General features: G+C 66.3%; 22 protein-coding genes. 16 read left to right on the forward strand and 6 right to left on the reverse strand.

The window, feature by feature from the left end; genetic code table 11:
* The first annotated feature begins 24 nt into the window (after positions 1-24).
* Positions 25-1737, forward strand: a complete 1713-nt coding sequence (locus F1C58_RS06900; RefSeq protein ID WP_185203682.1) for an SdrD B-like domain-containing protein — start codon at positions 25-27, stop codon at positions 1735-1737.
* Between the two features lie 395 nt (positions 1738-2132).
* Complete coding sequence (locus F1C58_RS06905) at positions 2133-2918, forward strand: IclR family transcriptional regulator (RefSeq protein WP_255461323.1); 786 nt, start codon at positions 2133-2135, stop codon at positions 2916-2918.
* Here F1C58_RS06905 and F1C58_RS06910 read toward each other — a convergent pair.
* Both F1C58_RS06910 and F1C58_RS06915 read right to left on the reverse strand, forming a co-directional pair.
* Complete coding sequence (locus F1C58_RS06910; protein ID WP_370543693.1) at positions 2900-3304, reverse strand: YchJ family protein; 405 nt, start codon at positions 3302-3304, stop codon at positions 2900-2902. The genes F1C58_RS06905 and F1C58_RS06910 overlap by 19 nt on opposite strands.
* Complete coding sequence (locus F1C58_RS06915) at positions 3301-3756, reverse strand: hypothetical protein (RefSeq protein WP_185203684.1); 456 nt, start codon at positions 3754-3756, stop codon at positions 3301-3303. Before F1C58_RS06915 ends, F1C58_RS06910 begins: the two co-directional genes overlap by 4 nt.
* 103 nt (positions 3757-3859) lie before the next feature.
* Here F1C58_RS06915 and F1C58_RS06920 point away from each other — a divergent pair, with 103 nt between their 5' ends.
* The 5 genes from F1C58_RS06920 (at position 3860) to F1C58_RS06940 (ending at position 8550) form a co-directional block, all read left to right on the forward strand.
* The gene (locus F1C58_RS06920; protein ID WP_185203685.1) at positions 3860-4729 is read left to right on the forward strand and encodes an LLM class F420-dependent oxidoreductase; all 870 of its coding nucleotides are present in this window, start codon (positions 3860-3862) and stop codon (positions 4727-4729) included.
* Between the two features lie 61 nt (positions 4730-4790).
* A complete protein-coding gene (locus F1C58_RS06925) occupies positions 4791-5837 on the forward strand; it encodes a sigma-E factor regulatory protein RseB domain-containing protein (RefSeq protein ID WP_185203686.1) in 1047 nt (348 codons plus the stop codon).
* Entirely contained in the window at positions 5834-6790 is a 957-nt protein-coding gene (locus F1C58_RS06930; RefSeq protein WP_185203687.1) for an ATP-binding cassette domain-containing protein, read from the forward strand. The genes F1C58_RS06925 and F1C58_RS06930 overlap by 4 nt, the downstream gene beginning before the upstream one ends.
* Complete coding sequence (locus tag F1C58_RS06935; RefSeq protein ID WP_185203688.1) at positions 6777-7631, forward strand: ABC transporter permease; 855 nt, start codon at positions 6777-6779, stop codon at positions 7629-7631. Before F1C58_RS06930 ends, F1C58_RS06935 begins: the two co-directional genes overlap by 14 nt.
* A 64-nt stretch (positions 7632-7695) precedes the next feature.
* Positions 7696-8550 (forward strand): zinc-ribbon domain-containing protein, encoded by an 855-nt coding sequence (locus F1C58_RS06940; RefSeq protein ID WP_185203689.1) that lies wholly within the window; start codon positions 7696-7698, stop codon positions 8548-8550.
* Here F1C58_RS06940 and F1C58_RS06945 read toward each other — a convergent pair.
* On the reverse strand, positions 8547-9410 hold the full coding sequence (locus F1C58_RS06945) for a LuxR C-terminal-related transcriptional regulator (protein ID WP_185203690.1): 864 nt from the start codon (positions 9408-9410) through the stop codon (positions 8547-8549). The genes F1C58_RS06940 and F1C58_RS06945 overlap by 4 nt on opposite strands.
* Before the next feature lie 125 nt (positions 9411-9535).
* On the opposite strand from F1C58_RS06945, the gene F1C58_RS06950 reads away from it, so the two are divergent.
* The 5 genes from F1C58_RS06950 to F1C58_RS06970 all read left to right on the forward strand — a co-directional run bounded on the left by F1C58_RS06950 (position 9536) and on the right by F1C58_RS06970 (position 14060).
* A complete protein-coding gene (locus F1C58_RS06950; protein ID WP_185204035.1) occupies positions 9536-11167 on the forward strand; it encodes an AMP-binding protein in 1632 nt (543 codons plus the stop codon).
* A 68-nt stretch (positions 11168-11235) separates the two neighbouring features.
* On the forward strand, positions 11236-11871 hold the full coding sequence (locus tag F1C58_RS06955; RefSeq protein WP_255461324.1) for an acetate uptake transporter: 636 nt from the start codon (positions 11236-11238) through the stop codon (positions 11869-11871).
* Between the two features lie 75 nt (positions 11872-11946).
* Positions 11947-12501 (forward strand): cysteine hydrolase family protein, encoded by a 555-nt coding sequence (locus F1C58_RS06960; RefSeq protein WP_185203691.1) that lies wholly within the window; start codon positions 11947-11949, stop codon positions 12499-12501.
* Between the two features lie 131 nt (positions 12502-12632).
* Complete coding sequence (locus F1C58_RS06965) at positions 12633-12986, forward strand: VOC family protein (RefSeq protein ID WP_185203692.1); 354 nt, start codon at positions 12633-12635, stop codon at positions 12984-12986.
* 171 nt (positions 12987-13157) lie between these two features.
* Complete coding sequence (locus tag F1C58_RS06970; protein ID WP_185203693.1) at positions 13158-14060, forward strand: hypothetical protein; 903 nt, start codon at positions 13158-13160, stop codon at positions 14058-14060.
* Positions 14061-14112: 52 nt separating this feature from the next.
* Here F1C58_RS06970 and F1C58_RS06975 read toward each other — a convergent pair whose 3' ends face one another.
* The gene (locus F1C58_RS06975; RefSeq protein WP_185203694.1) at positions 14113-16494 is read right to left on the reverse strand and encodes an excinuclease ABC subunit UvrA; all 2382 of its coding nucleotides are present in this window, start codon (positions 16492-16494) and stop codon (positions 14113-14115) included.
* Positions 16495-16631: 137 nt separating this feature from the next.
* Here F1C58_RS06975 and F1C58_RS06980 point away from each other — a divergent pair, with 137 nt between their 5' ends.
* The gene (locus tag F1C58_RS06980; protein ID WP_255461325.1) at positions 16632-17630 is read left to right on the forward strand and encodes a squalene cyclase; all 999 of its coding nucleotides are present in this window, start codon (positions 16632-16634) and stop codon (positions 17628-17630) included.
* An 85-nt stretch (positions 17631-17715) separates the two neighbouring features.
* On the opposite strand, the gene F1C58_RS06985 is transcribed toward F1C58_RS06980, so the two are convergent.
* Both F1C58_RS06985 and F1C58_RS06990 read right to left on the reverse strand, forming a co-directional pair.
* Entirely contained in the window at positions 17716-18078 is a 363-nt protein-coding gene (locus tag F1C58_RS06985) for a DUF2200 domain-containing protein (RefSeq protein ID WP_185203695.1), read from the reverse strand.
* A complete protein-coding gene (locus F1C58_RS06990; RefSeq protein ID WP_185203696.1) occupies positions 18075-18623 on the reverse strand; it encodes a helix-turn-helix domain-containing protein in 549 nt (182 codons plus the stop codon). The genes F1C58_RS06985 and F1C58_RS06990 overlap by 4 nt, the downstream gene beginning before the upstream one ends.
* 85 nt (positions 18624-18708) lie before the next feature.
* On the opposite strand from F1C58_RS06990, the gene F1C58_RS06995 reads away from it, so the two are divergent.
* From F1C58_RS06995 to F1C58_RS07005, 3 genes are all read left to right on the forward strand, one after another.
* Positions 18709-19290 (forward strand): dihydrofolate reductase family protein, encoded by a 582-nt coding sequence (locus tag F1C58_RS06995; protein ID WP_255461326.1) that lies wholly within the window; start codon positions 18709-18711, stop codon positions 19288-19290.
* A gap of 6 nt (positions 19291-19296) precedes the next feature.
* On the forward strand, positions 19297-20148 hold the full coding sequence (locus F1C58_RS07000) for an MBL fold metallo-hydrolase (protein WP_185203697.1): 852 nt from the start codon (positions 19297-19299) through the stop codon (positions 20146-20148).
* A gap of 129 nt (positions 20149-20277) precedes the next feature.
* Positions 20278-20619: a helix-turn-helix transcriptional regulator gene (locus F1C58_RS07005; RefSeq protein WP_185203698.1), complete on the forward strand. Its 342-nt coding sequence runs from the start codon at positions 20278-20280 to the stop codon at positions 20617-20619.

The raw sequence follows: 20619 nt of genomic DNA on the forward strand, positions 1-20619 counted from the left end.
GACCCGATCACGCATGTCATCCCCATGGCCAGTCTTGACCCGGACATGCTGCCGGTGCCGATCCCCGGCTCGGGCGGCCACTGCGTGAGCGATGCCGACGGCATCCTGACCATGCCTCACCTGGGAAGCAACCGGTACGCGCTCACCGCCTCCGCTCCCTCCAGCCAGACCTGGATCCAGACCACGACCCTCGAGGGAAACCACGACTTCGACGCCTGGGTCATGGAGGGCAGCACCGGTTACGACACCGAGGCCCTGGTCGCCGGTGAACCAGTGCCCGGACCGATCTTCGGATTCGTGAAGCCCACCAACACCCTCACGACCGGCTCCGGTCACATCACGGGCACGGTGGTCAACGTCAAGCAGTACAGCCCGCCGAAGGGCGGCGATTTCAACTACTGGCTCGGCCTGACCGGTAGCAAGATGGGCAAGCCGATCGTCAATCCGTGGCTCTCCCTCAGTGACCTGCAGGCGGGGGACCAGGCCGTCTGGGTGGGTCACGGAGCCGCGAACGGCACCTTCGACATCTCGGGCGTGCCCGACGGCAACTACAGCCTGAGCTGGTGGGACGAGCCGCAGAACCACTTCCTCGACACGGTCAATGTCACCGTGAAGAACGGGGAGACGGTGAAGATGGGCAACCTGCCCGATAGCGGATGGTGGACCGAGTACGACGGCTACGTCTTCAACGACACCAACCGCAACGGCGTGAGGGACCCGGGCGAGAGCGTCATGCCCAACTTCACCCTGACCATGCGCAAGCAGGACAACTCGCTGATGGACCGGGGCACGAACCTCGTCACCACCGACAGCACGGGCTACTACCACTTCGAGAGCGCCTATCCGCTCAGCGAGTGGACCGTCATGGAGAACTTCAACAACTCCTTCTACACCACGGGCGTCACCTACCAATCCGACAACCAGCCGACACCGACCACGGTGAAGGGCGCCGGCGTCGACGTGAGCGTGCTCAGCATCATCGGCCTCAGCGGCACGATGGACTGGGGGGTTCATTCCTACGATGCGACCGGGGCCAACGGCATCGACCCCCGCAACGGCGGCATCGTCGGTTCGGTCAGTTACGACACGACCCGCAACGAGCTCGACCCGCAATACGCGGCCTCCGAGGACTGGCAGCCGGGCGTCTCCGATGTGCCGGTCGAGCTGTGGTCCACGGTCGACTGCGGCACGACGACCGCACCGTGTGGCGGAACGAACGACGCGTTCGAGCTCGCTCCCGACGGGTCGCTGGCCACGGGCAAGCTGTTGAACACCTACCTCTCGGAGCACTGGAGCCGTCCGACCGGGTGCGTGGCACGGGACGTCGATGGCAAGCCTCTCGTCCACGCGGCAGCCAACCCCACCTCCTTCGACGAGAACGTGCTCGCGCCCGATCAGGAGACCTCGGGGGAGTGCATCTCCAGCTTCATCCAGGGAGTGCAATTCGGACCATACCCGACCGATCAGGGCACTTCGGCTGCCAACTTCGGCGCGGCCGTCGACGGCAACTACGGCTTCACCGACGCCTGCACTGGCACGGTGATCGCGACAGATCCGTCCAATCCGGAATGCGACGGGGGAACCTTCGAGCCGCTCGGAAGCGGCGACTATCTGGTCAAGATCGCGATTCCGCAGGATGCCACCGGCGACCCGCTGTATAAAGCACGACGAGGTCGGGATTCAACTCCCGGCACAGCCCGATGCCACGACGGCCGCTGTCGGTCGAACCGACCGTGACCAGGTCCGGTTCTCGATCGAGAGCGTCCGTCAGAAGCTCGGTGAACGCCGTATGGTCGTCGACAATAAGGATCCGGATCATGGCACTCCGCGGGCAAGGAGTCATTGGGTCGGGGATGACCTGTCGTGCTGTGCTGCACATCCCCTATCAGGGTTGGGATGCTTGGCTTCATTACCCATCTGCTCCGCCCGAGTGTTGACCATCGCGGCACCCCCAGTTCGGGTGTCAAAGTGAACATCAGTGAGTCACTATTGCCTGCCCGTCTTCAGCGAGCATTTCGCTCGTTCACGCGACCGGAACTCCGGCATGCGGACCTCTCGGCCGTGATGTTGCTCGAGAGTAGGCTGATCGGCGTCTCAGATACGGGACTGTCGACCGGATGAGGTGGAGCGGCATGGATGACCACCCGACCGGCTCCGCACCGGCCGCGCACCACACCCTGCGCATCCTCGCTCTGCTGTCGGCGCAGCGCGGGCCCGTCGCCGCGTCGACCATCTCCCATGCCCTCGGGCTTCCGCGCTCGACGGTCTACCGGCTGCTCGGAGTGCTCGAAAACCATGGTTTCGTGATTCATTTTCCGGAGGAGCGGCGCTACGGGATCGGCATCGCCGCCTTCGAACTGAGTTCGGGATTCATGCGCCAGGAACCGCTCACCCGGCTGGGTCGGCCGATTCTCTCCGCTCTCGTCGACCGACTGGGGGAGAGCGCGCACCTCGCGGTGCTCCATGGCCGCGACGTCGTCTATCTCATCGAGGAGCGCGCGCCCGGGCGCCCCCACCTGGTGACGGATGTCGGAGTGCGGCTGCCCAGCCACGTCACCGCGAGCGGTCGGGCGCTGCTCGCCACCCTTCCGAAGTCGCAACTGCGCGCTCTCTTCCCCTCCAGCGAGAGTTTCGTGCACCACTCCGACGCGGGACCATCCACCTATTCTCAGCTCTCCCGACTGCTCGACGGCGTGCGCGAACGCGGATACGCGGCGGAGGATGGAGACGTGACAGAGGGAATCGCCTCCGTCGCGGTGGCCGTGCGAGATCATGCCGGGTGGCCGGCCGCGGGCATTGCCGTGTCGTTCCCGCGACCTGCCATCCCGCCCGAGCGCTGGCCGGAGCTCGCCGATCAGATCGGCGCGGTTGCGGCCGAACTCTCGCGCCGGATCAGCGGTCAGGCTTCGCCCAGGTAGACCCACCGGTGGTCCGCGCGCACGAAGCGGCTGTTCTCGGACTGCACTCCGGCCGTGCCATCCGCTGCCCGCCAATAGGCGCGGAAGTCCACAGTTCCGGTGGTGTCGAGGAGCCCGCCCGCCGTTCGCGCGACGATATCGAGGCGGTACCAGCGCAACCCGGCCTCGAGCTCGAAAGCCTCGGGCCGCGTATCCGGATGCCAGCTGGCCAGGAGGTAGTCGGGGTCGCCGACCGCGAACGCCGAGTAGCGAGAGCGCATGAGTCGCTCGGCCGACGGCGGCCAGGCGTCACCCCGGTGGAAGGGAGCACAGCATTCGCCATAGCTGTCGCCGCTGAGGCAGGGGCAGCGCGCATCCTCCGCCATCCGTCGCGGTGCGTCTGTCACAGTGCTGGCCTTCCGGTAGCGATGTTGATGAGTGCGATGGCCGCCAACAGGGCGACGACCGTCACAGCGATTCCGGCGAGGGGGATCCACCAACTGAGCCGCGATTTCGCGCGATTCCTGACAATCAGGGCGATCGTCGCGATCAGCACCACGAAGGAGACCAGCGGAACCACGAACGATGCGACGGTGCCGAGGGTGTAGTCGCAGGCGAGCGAGGGATCGCCGCACGCATCGAACGCGAAGGGGAGGAAGACGTTGAGGAAGATCAGGCAGGCGCTGCTTGCGACCTGCAGCGCGGTGAGTATCACCGACACGATCAGGTCGATCCTTCGGGCCTCGGGGCTGTCGAGTCGACGATCGCGCAGTCGACTCTCCCGACCGGGATCGATGGGATTGCCCAACGGATCGTCCAGGGAGTCGGACGTCGCATTCAGCCGCCGCAACTCATCCATGAGGCGAACATAGCTCACCAGTTGGGGCGGGTGCGGGATCCCGTCCCGCGTTGCGTCGCGCCGGAATCGGCCACGCCCCGCGCTTCGAACGTAGGCTCGAACCATGAAACTCGGCATCCACTTCTCCAACTTCACAGTTCCCGGACAGCCGGAATCGATCGCCTCAGTATTGGCCGCGACCGCCCGGGTCGCGGACCAGGGAGGGGTCTCCGCATTCACGCTCATGGACCACTGGTTCCAGATGGAGCAGATGGGCGGACCCGCAGAACCGATGCTCGAGGGCTACACCGGTCTGGGCTTCCTCGCCGGGATCACCGAGAGGATGTCGCTCGGCCTCTTGGTCACGGGAGTCACCTATCGGCACCCCGGGCTTCTCGCCAAGACCATCGCCACCCTCGATGTGTTGTCGAAGGGGCGGGCCGTGCTCGGCATCGGCGCGGCCTGGTACGAGCGCGAGCACCTCGGTCTCGGTGTGCCGTTCCCGTCGCTCCGCGAACGATTCGAGCAGCTCGAGGAGACTATTCAGATCTGCCGACAGATGTGGAGCGATGAAAACGGGCGTTTCGACGGACGCCACTTCCAGCTGGCCGAGACCATCTGCATCCCACGCCCGCTTCAGGCACCCCGACCGCCGATCATGATCGGCGGCAGCGGCGAGCAGAAGACGCTCCGGCTGGTCGCGCGCTACGCCGACTCGTGCAACCTCTTCGCGGTGAGCCACGAGGTCGTGAAGCACAAGATCGCGGTGCTCGCCGGGCACTGCGAGACCGAACAGCGCGACCTCGCCAGCATCGAGAAGACGATCATCGGAGGTGCCGATCCGCTCGAGGACGTGGATGGATTCCTCGCCAGCATGGCGCAGTACGCCGCCATCGGCGTTGACCAGATCACGATGAGCCCGCACGGCAGCGATCCGGTCGCCTGGACTGAGCGCATGGTGGAGAGAGTTCTTCCCCGCCTCTCCGACGTGTGAGTCGAAAACCCCGGCACGATCTTGCAGCGAACTGTCGGTATCGCGGAGTAGTTTCGACACCATGTCACGCACCTGGTTGAAGTGGATGCCCGCCGTCGCGGTGCCGGTATTGATCGCATCGGCCGCCGTCGCCGTGCCACTCTCGGCGAATGCCGCCGTGAACCTCCCGACGAAGACCCCCGCCCAGGTGCTCGCCCTCGCCGCCGGCGAGAAAGTCACGGCTCTGTCCGGCACGATCTCGCAGACCTCGAGTCTCGGTCTGCCGCAGTTGCCCACCACCGGGGCGGATGCCTCGGCGGGTTCTGCCCTCGAGTTGCTCACCGGATCGCACACGGCTCGAGTCTTCGTCGACGGCTCGACGAAGCAGCGGGTTCAGGTGCTCGACAGCATGGCCGAGCGGGATCTGGTGCGCAGCGGCTCCGACGTGTGGCTGTACGACTCGAAGAAGAAGACCGCAGTGCACTCGACCCTGACGACTCGGGCGGCCACGTCGGCAACCCGGGACTACGTCGCCACCCCCGACCAGCTCGCCGCCAAGCTCCTCTCCTCCGTGGACTCGAGCACCGCGGTGTCGCTGGGCTCCGATCTTCGCGTCGCCGGCCGCACCGCCTACGACCTCGTGCTGACCCCGAAGGCCGCGGACACCCTGGTCGGCTCGGTCTCGATCGCGGTCGACTCCGAGACGGGACTCCCGCTCTCGGTCGATGTCTTTGCGCGTTCGCAGAAGACTCCGGCTTTCAGCGTCGGCTTCTCGAAGCTCGATCTCAGCGCCCCTGCTGCAAGCCTCTTCGCGTTCACCCCGCCCGCCGGTGCGAAGGTCACGGAGAAAGCGCCGAAGGCCGAAACCGCACGTCCCACCGCTCCGGCCAATGACGCCGCCAAGCCGACGGTCACCGGCAGCGGATGGGATTCCATCGTGGCGCTGCCGGCCGGCACCGGCACGGCGACCGCCACATCCTCCCCGCTCTTCGGCAAGCTGACCACCGCCCTGGCGGGTGGACACCTGTTCCACACCAGTCTTGTCAACGTGTTGATGACGGATGACGGACGCGTGTTCGCCGGTTCGGTGCCCGTGGCGAAGCTCCAGGCTGCCGCCGCCGCGAAGTGAACCCCGTCGCGACCGGGTTCGCGATCCGCACAGAGGCTCTGACCAAACGATTCGGTTCGCAGCTCGCCGTCGACGGGGTGAACCTGAGCGTGCCCGTCGGGTCGGTTTTTGGCTTCCTCGGACCCAACGGCTCGGGCAAGACCACCACCATCCGCCTCCTTCTCGGCCTCGCCTCGGCGACCAGCGGCGAGATCGAGGTACTCGGCAGGCGGATGCCGGATGATCTCCGCACGGTGCTCCCCGAGGTCGGTGCTCTCGTCGAGGGGCCCGGCTTCTACCCCTACCTGTCGGGTGCGGCCAACCTGCACCGCCTCGACAGTGCCGACGGCCACGCGGCATCCGCCACCCGGCGCACCCGGGTGCAGACCGCGCTCGAACGGGTGGGGCTCTCCCACGCGGCGGGAAAGAAAGTGAAGGCCTACTCCCTCGGAATGAAACAGCGGCTCGGCATCGCCAACGCCCTGTTGACGCCACGGCGGCTGCTCGTGCTCGACGAGCCGACGAATGGTCTCGATCCGCAGGGCACTCGGGAGGTGCGCAGCCTCATCCGGTCCCTCGCGGCGGAGGGCACCACCGTGTTCGTCTCCAGCCACCTCCTGGCGGAGATCGAGCAGGTGTGCACCGATGCCGCTGTGATGAGCGTCGGTCGGCTCGTCGCACAGGGAACGATCTCCGAATTGCGTGGGGTCGGTGGCGCGCGGGTACGGCTGGAGACTCCGGATCCGGCTGGCGCCGCGGCCGTCCTCTCGCGCTTCGGGATGACCGTGGCTCATTCGAGTGGGGATTCCGGGGAGCTCGTCGCCGCGTTCGGCGATCGAGAAACCGCTCCGGATGTCGTGGTCGCCGCACTCGTCGAGGCCGGGGTGCGGGTGCGGTCGTTCACCATCGATCGCCCGAGCCTCGAGCAGCGTTTCGTCGATCTCACGGGGGAGGGGTTCGATGTCGCAGGCTGATCGAACCGCTCTTCGCTTGCGACCGGCCATGGGGCTGCCGCTGCTGGCCTCCGAGATCTCGGTGCTCTTCCGGCGCCGTCGCACGTGGGCGATGCTCGCCTCCCTCGCCCTGATACCCGTCTTGATCGCCGTGGCGGTGAAGCTCTCCACCGGCTCGTCTTCCGGCCGCGGCCCGGCGTTCCTCGACCAGGTGAGCCAGAACGGCCTCTTCGTCAGCTTCGTCGGCTTACTCGTCTCAGTGCCGCTCTTCCTGCCGCTCACGGTCGGGGTGGTGGCCGGTGACACGATGGCGGGGGAGGCCAGCGCAGGAACCCTGCGCTACCTGCTGATCGCCCCGGCGGGTCGCGTGCGGCTTCTCCTGGTGAAATACCTCGCCACCGCGGTCTTCTGCCTGGCGGCCACCCTCGCCGTCGCCATCGCCGGAGCCGTGATCGGCGCCGCTCTGTTCCCGATCGGCCCCGTGACCCTGCTCTCGGGCGACAGCATCGAGGTCGGCGACTCGATCGTGCGGTCGTTGCTGATCGCCGCATACATCACGCTCTCTCTGCTCGGGCTTTCCGCGATCGGCCTCTTCATCTCCACGATGACGGACGTGCCGGTGGGCGCCATGGCCACCACGATCGTGCTCTCCGTCGTATCGCAAGTGCTCGACTCTCTTCCGCAGCTCGACTGGCTGCACCCGTGGCTGTTCAGCCACTACTGGCTGGGCTTCGCCGACCTCTTGCGCCAGCCGATCTCGTGGGATTCTTTCGGCGACAACGCGATTCTCCAGGCCGGGTACATCCTCGTCTTCGGCGCTCTCGCCTTCGGCCGATTCACCACGAAGGACATCCTCTCGTAGCGTGGATGCCCGTGCTCGGGCGGCATCGGCCCGCAGTGTCGGACGGATCGGGCATCCTGTTGCCATGGCGGAACCGGTCGAACTGTGGTGGGCGAGGCGGCAGTGGTCGAAGTCGCTGGAGGTGCCGTATCCGGTCGGGTGCTATCGCAGCGACTGGGAGCGTTACCCGGTCTTGGTGCGCCAGTACCACCCCGACCTGAATTCGGGAATCACCCTGACCCAGGTGCCTCCGGCAGCCGAGGTGTATCTCGTCTGGCAGTGCGATGCCGGCCATCGTTTCGTGGCGACCCCCGACGAGCAACGGCAGCGACCGGGCCAGTCGAGGCGGCGTTCGACCTGGTGCCCCGAGTGCGCTGCGGGAGCGACGAAACGCCGGGCTCCGTCACCCTCGCGCAGTCTGGCACCGGTGCGCCCCCGGTCTCCTGCTGCCAGCGCCCGGGTCGCACGCGCGACTCCCGGTGCCGGGGAGGTGGGGCAGGCTTTCGTCAGCTCGCTCGCACCCAAGCCGGCGTCGGCCGCCGAGGGCGAGCTGCGCCACCGCCTGGCCGAGCGCCTCGACCTTCATTTCGGGCTGAACGCGGTGCGAGTCGCCCGGCCGTTCTTCACGCGTCACGAGGTGTGGCCAGACATCGTGCTTGCCGAACTGCGGGTGGCCATCGAATACGACACGACGGGCAGAGATGGCCTCGAGCATGTCGGTCGACGCGAAGAGTCCGATAGGCGCAAGGATCGTCTGTTGCGCGCAGCGGGCTGGGAGGTGGTGCGCATCCGCTGCGGAAAGCTGCGGCCCATCGGGCCTTTCGATATCAGTGCCCCCGGGATCTCGGCGAAGACCATCGACAGACTCGTCGAGAAACTGGGGCAGATCCGCGGGGCCCTGATCGTGGAGTGTTACCGCCGCACCGACGGAGGCGGCTAGGGCAGGAGCCCGGCCCGGCGGGCGGCGACGACGGCCTCGTAGCGACTTCCGGCTTCGAGCTTGCGCATCGCCGAGGAGAGGTAGCTCTTCACGGTGCTCTCCGTGAGGCCGAGTTGGCGGGCGACCGTGCCGTTCTGCTTGCCCAGCGCGACCTGGCAGAGCACATCCAACTCACGAGGCGACAACGCGGGAGCGCTCGGCTCGCGCGGCGTCTCCCTGAAGCCAAGACCGCGGGATGCCCGATCGAGTCGGCCGGCGAGAACGGGGTCGTCGATCTCGCGGCCGATCTCCCGGAGTTCAGCGAACAGTGCGCGATGTTCCTGGCGTTCAGCCCCATCGACGCTCCGCTGGCCGGGGAGACCGCTCTCGCTCTCCAGTGCCGCGAGCCGCCGCTCGACCTCGTCGTGCACCGAGTACTCCCAGGCCAGGTCGCGCGCGGCGCGAAGTGCCCCCTGCAGCACGGTGTCACCGAACTGGGTCGGCTGCCGGTGGCCTCCGTAGATCACGGCCCTCACGGAGCCCTCGACCACGATCGGCACCGCTAGGAGCGAGACGATCCCTTCCGCGGACACCTCGCGGTCGTAGCGGTGCGTGATGCTCGTCGCCTGCCGGTAGTGGGTGGCGGTGACGGGCCGGCGTTCGGCGAGCGCGCGACCGCCGAGGCCCTGCGTCGGTTCGATGACCAGCCCGTGGATGCTCTGCCCGAGAGTCCCGACGAAGGAGGTGAGGGGGGCACCGTCCCGGGTCGCGAGCCCCCCGAAGGTGATCGGCAGGTCGATGCTGGAGGAGAGGGCGCGAAGACTCCGCTGAAGCAGGTCGAGGTCGTAAGACGACTCGGATCCCGGAGATGCAGCGGTCACTTCCCTACCTCCTTTAGGCGGTAGTCGGGCCCTTCGATGTTCCCTTAGCCTGCATCGTAACAGGCCGGAGTCACCGACTCCCGAATCGATCACGATGACCATTTCAAGGGAGAAATGCCATGCCGATGACCTCATCCCCGCTCGATTCTGCGAACGATTCGCCGCTCACCCCGCTGCGCTTCCTCAAGCGCTCCGCCGAGGTGTTCCCCGACAAGACCGCCATCGTCTATGGCACACGGGTCTACACGTACGCGGAGTTCGCTGCTGCCGCCGAAGCTCTCGCGCGCGCCATCCGCTCCCGCATCATCCCAGGAGATCGCGTGGTGTTCCTGTCGCCGAACACGCCCGAGATGCTCATCGCGCAGTTCGCGGTGCCGCTGGCCGGCGGCATCCTCATCGCCCTCAATCCCCGTCTCGCGCCCTCCGAGGTGCGATATGTGATCGAGCATTCCGAGGCGAGCCTCCTCTTCTACGACGCCGAGTTCGCCTCGGCCGTCGGAGACTCCCGCGACCAGTGTTCCACCCTGCGGGCCATCGTGGAGATCCCCGACGCGGAATTCGGATGCGCGCAGAGCGGCCTCAGCATCGGCCAGGAGTCCTACCGTGCCTTCGGTTCCGCAACGGCGGCCAACAAGACTCCCCTGCGCTGGGAGATCGACGACGAGCGCGCCGTGATCTCGATCAACTACACCTCCGGCACCACCGGCAAGCCGAAGGGGGTCATGTACAGCCACCGCGGCGCATACCTCAACGCGATGGGCGAGGTTTTCCACAACAAACTCGATAACCAATCGGTATACCTCTGGACCCTGCCCCTGTTCCACTGCAACGGATGGTGCACACCGTGGGCGGTCACGGCGGCAAGCGGCACGCATGTCTGCCTTCGCGCAGTGCGACCCGCATCCATCTGGTCGGCCATCGACGAGCTCGGGGTCACGAATCTGTGCGGGGCGCCGACGGTCTGCAATGTGATCGCCAATGCCGAGGAAGCCCACCCGCTCCAGCATCCGCTGCGCATCACGACGGCCGGTGCGCCGCCGTCACCCACCATCATCGAACGTCTCGAGAGGCTCGGTGCGCGGGTGACCCACGTCTACGGGCTCACCGAAGCGTATGGGCCGTTCACCATCTGCGAATACCAGGAGTCGTGGGACTCGCTGCCGCCCTCCGCAAGGGCAACACAGATCGCCCGCCAGGGTGTGTCGATGGTGCAGGCGGAGACCCCGCGTGTGGTCGACGCGGAGATGGCGGACGTGGCCAGGGACGGCAGCACCATCGGGGAGATCGTGTTGCGCGGCAACAACGTGATGGTCGGCTACTACAGGGACGAGGCCGCCACCGCCGCTGCCTTCGCCGGCGGATGGTTTCACACCGGTGACCTGGGAGTGATGCATCCCGACGGCTATATCGAGGTCAAGGACCGCGCAAAGGACATCATCATCTCCGGTGGAGAGAATATCTCCTCCATCGAGATCGAGAATTCGATAGCCTCGCACCCCAGCGTCGCGGATGTCGCCGTGGTGGGGTTCGCCCACGAGACCTGGGGTGAACGCCCGGAGGCCTACGTGCTCCTGCACGAGGGGCATGTCGCAACCGCGGAAGAGATCTCCGCCCACGCGCGATTGACCCTGGCGAGATTCAAAGTGCCGGACTCCGTCGTCTTCGTCGTCGAGCTGCCCCGCACGGCGACCGGCAAGGTGGTCAAAGCATCGTTGCGCGCGCAATCGGTGCGATCAGAGCGTGCTCCCGCCCGATAACCCCCAATCCCCGGGAGGGCATCCGCCGCTCCGGCCAGCACCATGTCCGCTACACGAAGGAGTGTCACTTGACCACCATCATCGATCACCAGCAGTCCACCCCACGGGAGTTCGACCGCAACGCGATCACTCCGGTCGCCGCAGGGGCGCGCGTCATCGCGGACCCGGCCGGCCTCGGCCTCGGCGCATTCGCCCTCACCACCTTCGTGCTGAGCCTGGCGAATTCCGGAATCATCGGGGGAGCCGGCGCTGCCGTGCTCGGCATCGCTCTCTTTTACGGCGGACTCGCGCAGGTCGCGGCCGGTATGTGGGAGTTCGTCAAGGGCAACACCTTCGGTGCGACGGCCTTCACCTCCTATGGCGCGTTCTGGCTCGCATTCTGGTGGCTGCTCACCAACCCCGAGGTCGAAAAGGCGGCCGGCGCAGCCGGAGTCGGCGCGTTCCTGCTTGCCTGGACGATCTTCTCCGCCCTCATGACGGTCGCTTCGCAGAAGACGAACGCGGTGCTCTTCGCCACCTTTGTCGCTGTGACCGTCACTTTCGTCGCCTTGACGGTCGGTGCGTTCACCGGTATTGCGGGCATCACGCAACTGGGTGGATGGATCGGCATCATCGCCGCGGGACTCGCCTGGCATGGATCCTTCGCGGTGGTCACGAATGCCACCTGGAAGCGTGTCGTCCTGCCGGTGTGGCCCGCCGCATAATCCCCGTATGGATGTCGGCTGATCGGCCTAGCGTGTTCTCGAGGGCGGTCTTCTCTGCCCGGAGAGCAGACAGCCATGACGACACTTCCAAATCGGCCCCGCACAGCGCTGGTGGTGATCGACGTTCAGAATGATGTCGTTGCCGAAGCTCACGAGCGTGACGCCGTCATCAGCAACATCAACACCCTCGTCGGCAAAGCTCGCGACGAGGGTGTTGCCGTCGTGTGGGTGCAGCACTCCGACGAGGGCCTCGAGCACGGCAGCGCCGGCTGGCAGTACGTTCCGGAGCTCGTGCGGCGCGACTCGGAGCCCGTCGTACAAAAGAATTACGGTGATTCCTTCGAGGGCACCGAGCTCGAGCAGGTGCTGGCTGAGGTCGGGGCCGGACGGCTGGTGGTGGCGGGGGCAGAGACGGATGCGTGCATCCGATCCACGATCCACGGCGCGTTCACCCGCGGCTACGACGTCACCCTCGTGAGTGATGCTCACACTACGAACGATCAGAGCGAATGGGGCGCGCCGCCGCCCGGGCAGGTCATCGCACATACGAATCTGTATTGGAGTTTCCAGGGCGCTCCCGGACGTACTGCCGCCGTCACCCCTACCAGCGAGGTGCGCTTCGACGCCTGATCACGGGGGAGCGGGCGTCTGGTGGTGCAGGGTCACCGGTGATAGTGTCGCGGCCATTGGCGGCAGGTGCTCTGCGGAGTATTGGTAGGGGCGCGATCGGTGCCAGTCATCCGAGTGCAGGGAGTTTCGCCGTGGCCGTGACGGGAATCGGGGGCCTGTTCCTCCGCAGCAAGGATCCGGAGGCGCGTGCCGCCTGGTACCGCGAGCACCTCGGGATCGGGGCGGGGGAGCACGGCTCCTGGGCGCAGGATGCCGGCGTGACCGTCTTCGCCCCTTTCGCTTCGGACACCGACTATTTCGCGACCGACCAGTCGTTCATGCTCAATCTCCGTGTCACCGAACTGGATGCGCTGGTTGCTGCGCTGGAAGCATCCGATATCGCGGTCGAGCGGCGAGCCGAGTGGGACAGTCCCGACTACGGGCGATTCGCCCGCATCCACGATCCCGAGGGCCTTCCCATCGAGCTCTGGGAAGCCACTGACTAAGGCGGGCGAGCGCGGTTTGGTCGCCCGGTCGGGCGTTGCGGGGCCGTGCCCGCAGGCCTCCCGAATCGACGGAGGATCGGGCCGCATTACGCCTAGCCGCGCGCGACACATCGCGCTACGCTGCTGCCAGCAATTGTTCGCATTCGCTCCACTAAGGAAGAAGGCGCGACCATGTCGGCTGCCAGCGAAGAATCTCCCACCCCTGTGATCCGCGATGATGCGGGCGGTCCGGCAGCCTCGCTGGGACTATCGAGTCACAGTGCCTTGGATACCGTGCATCGAGAGCTCGAGCGGCATTCGCTCGACGGAACGGGAGCCGCCGATACGTTGCTGACTTACCGGGACGCGCTCCTCGATCGATACATCATCGACCGGCCGATCTTCACGCTGGCCTGGCCGTCGAGTCTCTATGTCCCCGCGGAAGCGGACCCGACGAAGTACTGGATCACCGCTCCGCCCGCCGATCACCGCTATCGCTACCACTGGACCGATCCGCAGCCGACCGCCAGCAGTGCCTCGGAGAAGACCGGGCACCTGTTCAGCTGGACCAATGTGTCCGGGTTGAACCCGAGCTACACCGGTACTGCCGGTGTCGGCGTGCGGATCGTCCCGACACACTCGCTCTCGACGGTGCGGGTCAGTGCCGACGTCGATCTGGTGGCCGAGAGCCGCTGGTGGTACCTCGTCGGTTCGTCCGCCGGTTTTTCGAACTTCTCCTATCGCGGCACCGTCTACATCGCGGGCTGGGAAATCAGCCCGGTGACCGGGCAGTGGGAGTTGCTGAGACCGTTCGGCTCGAGGGTGATGTTCCAATACCGCGAGAGCGGGCAGGGGGGAACCGCGATACGAAGTGACCACCACGCTTTCGACGATCTCTCCGTGCGACTGCAGCTCCAGGGTGGGCATACCTACGGCATCGGTGTGTCGTTCGAGGTGGAGGTCGGGTTCGACTGCCACGACCGCTCCGGTAAGCCCTATCAGAAGCAGCCCGGTGACGACATCAAACTCTGGGCATCGATGACCGGCGAGGTCTCGAGCATCAGCGTGTCGACCGACACGGTGTGGATTCCCTGACGGCATCCTCAAGAGCGGCAGTCACCGGGGCCCTGGCTCTCCCCGAGACCGGCTAACGCTCCACGTAAGCCGCGAGGTGCTTGCCGGTGAGGGTGGAGCGCTCGGCGACGAGTGCGGCGGGGGTGCCCTCGAACACGATCAGCCCACCATCGTGGCCGGCTCCCGGGCCGAGATCGATGATCCAGTCGGCATGTGCCATGACCGCCTGGTGGTGCTCGACGACGATGACCGATTTGCCCGAATCCACCAGTCGGTCCAGAAGGGCGAGCAGCTGCTCGACATCGGCGAGGTGGAGACCGGTGGTCGGCTCGTCGAGCACGTAGACGTCACCCTTCTCCGCCATGTGGATGGCGAGTTTGAGTCGTTGCCGCTCGCCACCGGAGAGCGTGCTGAGCGGCTGGCCGAGGCTGAGGTACCCCAGGCCCACGTCGACGAGCCGATGCAGGATGGCGTGCGCCGCCGGTGTGCGGGCCTCACCGCGTGAAAAGAACTCTTCGGCCTCGGTCAAGGACATCGCGAGCACCTCGCTGATGTCGCGCCCGCCGAGGTGATACTCCAGCACCAAAGCCTGGAATCGTTTGCCCTCGCACACCTCGCAGGGGGAGGCGACGCTCGCCATCATCCCGAGATCGGTGAAGATCACGCCGGCCCCGTTGCAATTCGGGCACGCGCCCTCCGAATTGGCGCTGAACAGCGCGGGTTTGACCCCGTTTGCCTTCGCGAACGCGCTGCGGATCGGGTCGAGCAGCCCGGTGTAGGTCGCCGGATTGCTGCGACGCGATCCCTTGATCGCTCCCTGGTCTATGGACACCACGCCATCCCGCAGGGGAAGGGACCCGTGAACGAGTGAGCTCTTGCCCGACCCGGCCACTCCGGTGATGACCACGAGCACGCCGAGCGGGATGTCGACGTCGAGATTCTGCAGATTGTGTGCCGTCGCGCCCCGAACCTGCAGCGAGCCGGACGGTGACCTCACCTCCGGTTTGAGGGAGCGCTGGTCGTCCAGGTGCCGGCCGGTCAGCGTGTCGCTCGATCTGAGCGCCTCGACGGAGCCTTCGAAGCAGATGACTCCTCCTGCGGTTCCCGCACCGGGTCCGAGATCGACGACATGGTCCGCGATCGCGATCGTCTCCGGTTTATGCTCGACGACCAACACAGTGTTGCCCTTGTCTCGCAGCTGAAGCAGCAGGGCGTTCATGTGCTCGATGTCGTGCGGGTGCAGGCCGATCGTCGGTTCATCGAAGACATAGGTGACGTCGGTGAGCGAGGAGCCGAGGTGCCGGATCATCTTCGTGCGCTGGGCCTCGCCGCCGGAGAGCGAACCCGCCGGCCGATCGAGAGAGAGGTATCCGAGCCCGATCTCCACGAAGGAGTCGAGAGTCTGGCTGAGCGCGGCGAGCAGGGGAGCGACGGTCGGATCCCGGATGGTCCGCACCCAGTCGGCGAGATCGCTGATCTGCATGGCGCAGGCCTCGGCGATGCTCAGTCCGGCGACCCGTGAGGAACGGGCGCCCTCGTTGAGTCGGGTGCCAGCGCAGTCGGGACAGGTCGCGAAGGTGACGGCCCGATCCACGAAGGCGCGGATGTGCGGCTGCATGGCCTCGCGGTCCTTCGAGAGGAAGGACTTCTGCACCTTGGGGATGAGCCCCTCGTAGGTCATGTTGATGTCGCCGACCTTCACCTTGGTCGGTTCGTGGTACAGGAAGTCGTCGAGCTCGCGCTTCGAATAGTCACGGATCGGCTTGTTGGCATCGAGGAACCCGGAGCCGGTGAAGATGCGCACGCCCCAACCGTCTGCGGTGTAGCCGGGAATGGTCATAGCGCCCTCGGCGAGGGACTTGGAATCGTCATAGAGCTGCGTCAGATCGATGTCGCTGACCCGGCCCATACCCTCACACCGCGGGCACATGCCGCCCGTGACGGTGAAACTGCGCCTCTCCTTCACCGTACGGCCTGCCTTGTCCATGGTCACCGCGCCCGATCCGCTCACCGAGGGCACGTTGAACGCAAAGGCCTGCGGGGAGCCGAGATGCGGCATCCCGAGACGGCTGAATACGACCCGCAGCATCGCGTTGGCGTCGGTCGCGGTGCCGACCGTGGAGCGTGAGTTCGCCCCCATCCGTTCTTGGTCGACGATGATCGCGGTGGTCAGGCCCTCGAGCCGGTCGACGTCGGGCCGTGCAAGGGTCGGCATGAAGCCCTGGAGGAACGCGCTGTAGGTCTCGTTGATCATGCGCTGCGAGTCCGCGGCGATCGTGCCGAAGACCAGGGAGCTCTTGCCGGAGCCCGACACCCCGGTGAACACGGTCAGTCGCCGTTTCGGGATGTCGACGCTGACATTCTTGAGGTTGTTCACGCGCGCCCCGTGAACTCGAATCAGGTCGTGGCCGTCGGCGGCGTGTCGTGCCGGGGGGCTATCCGCAGTCTCGTTCATCTCGCGGCAAGCCTACGGGCGCTGGGCGGCCGCTGGGTCGTCGATCGCTGGGTTGTCGATCGCAGGGCGCGGTCGAACTGGGGCAGCGAATCGGGCGACCGGTTGCGGCAACGAGAGGGTCGCCAGATGATAGAACGGTGCCGCCACCGCTGACCGCCTCTGTGCGCGAGTTTCTCCTCGACACCGATGTCGCCTTGCGCTGGCAGGTCGAGCGCGACCTGCTGGAGTCGCCTCGCGAGGTCTGGGAATCGACGCGAGGTCGCGTTGCGACCGAGGGCTTCGGAGCGCAGCTGCTCGCCCTCCAGGATCCAGACGGACAGTGGGCCGGGGGAGCGTTCTTCCCCAGCGATTTCGATTTCGACTCTCCGGAGGCGGCGGAGGGCGCGGGGCAGCCGTGGACGGCGACGAGCTGGTCGCTCAGTTCCCTTCGGGAATGGGGACTGGATGCGGCGGTCCTTTCTGGCACCGCCGCCGCGCTCGCGGCACACAGCCGGTGGGAGTACAACGACCGACCGTACTGGGAGGGAGAGGTGGATTGTTGCATCAACGCCTCGACCCTCGCGAACGGAGCCTGGCTCGGTGCCGATGTCTCCGTCCTCGCGGGGTGGTTTCCGCAGCACCAGCTTGAGGATGGGGGATGGAACTGCGAATGGGTAAATGGATCGACCCGCTCGTCGTTCGACTCCACGCTGAACAGCCTGAAGGGCATCCTCTCCTACGAGTTGCAGACCGGGAGGAATGCCGAACTGAGCGCAGCCAGGCGCAGGGGAGAGGACTACCTCCTGCGGCGCAGGCTGTTGTACTCGCTCTCCCGCGGAGAGATCCTCGGTGCTCGGATGACGCGGGTCGCCTATCCGTTTCGCTCCTTCTACAGCGCCCTGAATGCGGTGGACTACTTTCGTTCGGCTTCGCTGTTCGACGGCACCGCGCCAGACCCCCGCATCGCCGAAGCCATCGAATCGGTACGGAACGCCCGCCAGTCGGATGGCAGGTGGCTGCAGCAGCGCCGGCACCCGGGGAGGGTGTGGTTCGAGATCGACGTCGACGTCGACGAGCCGTCGCCCTGGCTCACGTTCTTCGCGACTCGGGTGCTGTCCTGGTGGGATGAGGCGTCGGGTCTCGAGCGACAGGCCTGATCGCGAAACCGGACCGGGACGGCGCTCGGTGAGTCCGTCGATGGGGGATCATGGTGCCCTTTCGGCCCGAGGCTGTGCCCGCCCGTCAGGACCGCAGGATCTTCGCCAGCGCTCTCCCGTGGGCCAACTCGTCGACCAGTTTGTCGAGGTAGCGCACCTTCTGCATCACGGGGTCTTCGACCTCTTCGACTCGAACACCGCAGACGACCCCGGTGATGAGTGGCGCATTCATATTGAGGTGGGCTGCGGCGAAGAAGTCTTCATACGACGTGCCGGCGACGATGTGCTTGTCCACCTCGTCGTCGTCGAAACCAGTCAACCACGTGATGACTTCGTTGAGTTCGGCCGTCGTGCGGCCCTTTCTCTCGACCTTCTTCACATAGAGCGGATACACGGTGGCGAAGGGCATGGCGTAGACGCGTCGGAGAGTCGCTTCGCCCGTTTTCATGCGGGCAATTCTAGTGACGCCTCCACCGGGGCGGAGCCTGTTGTTCGATCCCGTTTTCGACTCGCCGTGGCCGAGGCGAAGGCGGCATCGAGGCGTTCGAGCGCGCCGGGGCCGACCACGGGTCCCGGTGGGGTACCGAGGTGACGGGTGCGCAATTCGTCCATCAGCTCGTCGACGAAGGCCGGACCGCCCTCTCGCATGACCTGCTGCCGAATCCGCAGCTCTTCGCTTCCCGGCTGCCAATCCAGACCCCAGTTGCCCAGGGCATAGATCACGGGCAGTGTCTGGATGCCGGCTTCCGTGAGGCTGTAGCGTGCGCGCTGGCCCCGTGCGGCCGTGCCGCGCGTGAGGATGCCCGCCTCCACGAGCCGCACGAGTCGGTCGGCGAGGATGTTCGACGCGATGCCTTCGATCGATCCGGTGAGCAGTGCCCGGAAGTGGCGGCGGTCTCCGAAGATCACGTCGCGCAGCACCAGGAGCGACCAACGATCGCCGAGCACCTCTACCGCGGCGTTGATCGGGCATCCGGATCGCGGTTCCACCATTCCTCCTCGTGACAGATTGCTTGACAGTCTCGTCGTTCTCAATATAGTGGTTGCAGAACGCAACCACTATTTTGAGGAGAAGCTGGTGGGCCGCTTCGTGTATTGGATGAACGTGTCCCTCGATCTGCGGATCGAGCAGGTTCCGGGCGACGATGGCGCGGGGGAGTGGCTGCGAATCGGCGAAGAATTGCACCGCGAGTTCAACGCGCGGGCGCGGGAGCTCGCCGTGATGGTGCAGGGTCGGGTCATATTCGAGACCATGGAGGAGTACTGGCCGCGCGCGCGCACAGACGAATCGCTGCCGGACTTCCTGCGGGAATACGGCGAGATCTGGACGGATACGCCCAAGGTACTCGTGTCCCGAACCCGCAGCCGCGCGGACTTCAACACCCGGGTGATCGGGGGAGATCACGCGATCGAGCAGCTCGCCGAACTCCGGGCGGAGACCGAGGGAGCCATCGGTGTGGGGGGTGCCGATCTCGCCACGCAGGTGCTGCGGGCGGGGCTGCTCGACGAGTTGCTGCTCTTCACCCATCCTGCGATCCTCGGCTTCGGCAGACCGTTGTTCGACGACTACGACCGCCCGATCGAGCTCGATCTGCTCGAGCAGCGGTCATTCGAACAGGGGGTCACGATGCACCACTACGCGATCCGGCACGAGAGTTAGAACGCCGTGCTGACCCGGATTGCGAAGGCCGTCTTCGTGCACGAGAGCAGCTTCTGCCAGAGCAACACGGTCGTCGTGCAGGGTGATGCCGGGGTGCTGGTCATCGACGCAGGGGTATTCGAGAGTGAGTTGCTCTGCCTCGCCAAGGACCTGTCTGAGTTGGGCCACATTGTCGTGGCGGGTTTCTCGACGCATCCGCATTGGGATCACCTGCTCTGGCATTCCGCGCTCGGCACGGCAACCCGTTACGGTACCGCCGGGTGTGCAGCCACCGCCGAGGATCGACTGTCGGGCGGGGTGCAGGCAGCGGCGAAGGCCGCGGGCATCCCCGAGCACGTGCCGCTGGAACTCCTCGGCCACATCACCGGACTGCCGGCGGGCGCTGTGCAGATTCCCTGGGATGGTCCCCGGGTGCGGATCATCGAACATCGAGCCCATGCCCCCGGGCATGCCGCGCTCGTGATCGACGAAGCCCGAGTGCTGGTCGCCGGTGACATGCTCTCCGATGTGCTGATTCCCATGCTCGACCTGAACGGCCCCGACGACCCGATCGGGGATTACCTGACGGCGCTGGAAGTGATCGAAGCCGAAGCCCGTGACGCGGTCGTCGTCGTTCCGGGCCACGGCTCGGTCGGCGGGGTCGGTCAGATGCGCGCACGGATCGATCGGGACCGGGACTACGTTCACGCCCTGCGCGAGGACCAGGAGCCGCTCGACCCGCGGGTCGGTCCGTCGGCTCAGCCCGGCTGGGAATGGGTGAGCGACGTCCACAGCGGGCAACTTCGCCGGCTCGCCCAGCATGGCCCCGCACAGCATGGTCCCGCACAGCACGATCCCGCACAGCACGATCCCGCCTAGCGCGGCTGCGCTGGCGCGGTAGAGGCGGCGACCGGGCGCCGTCGCGCGTCCGCTTCGGCGGCCGACGCGGCCCCGGCGCTGACGAGAAACTATTGCGCCCGTCGGCAGCTCGTTGTAATCTACAACCAAATGGTTGTACAACAGGAACTCAGCGACGACGCAGTGAACCGCATCTTCCGGGCACTCGCCGATGCGACGCGGCGCGATATTGTACGCCGCACCCTGATCGAGGAGGTCTCGGTCTCTCAGCTTGCTGACGCGTACGCCATGTCGTTCGCGGCCGTGCAGAAGCACGTCGCCGTACTGGAGGAGGCGGAGCTCGTGACCAAAAAGCGACGCGGTCGGGAGCGGATGGTGCGCGGCGACCTCGCGCGGATCCGTCAGGCACAGCGCCTCCTCGACCAGTTCGAGCAACTCTGGCGCTCGCGGATCGACCAGCTCGATGCCCTGCTCGATGAAGACACTCACTAG

The organism is Glaciihabitans sp. INWT7 (assembly GCF_014217685.1).
In the GTDB taxonomy this organism is placed as follows: Bacteria; Actinomycetota; Actinomycetes; order Actinomycetales; family Microbacteriaceae; genus Lacisediminihabitans.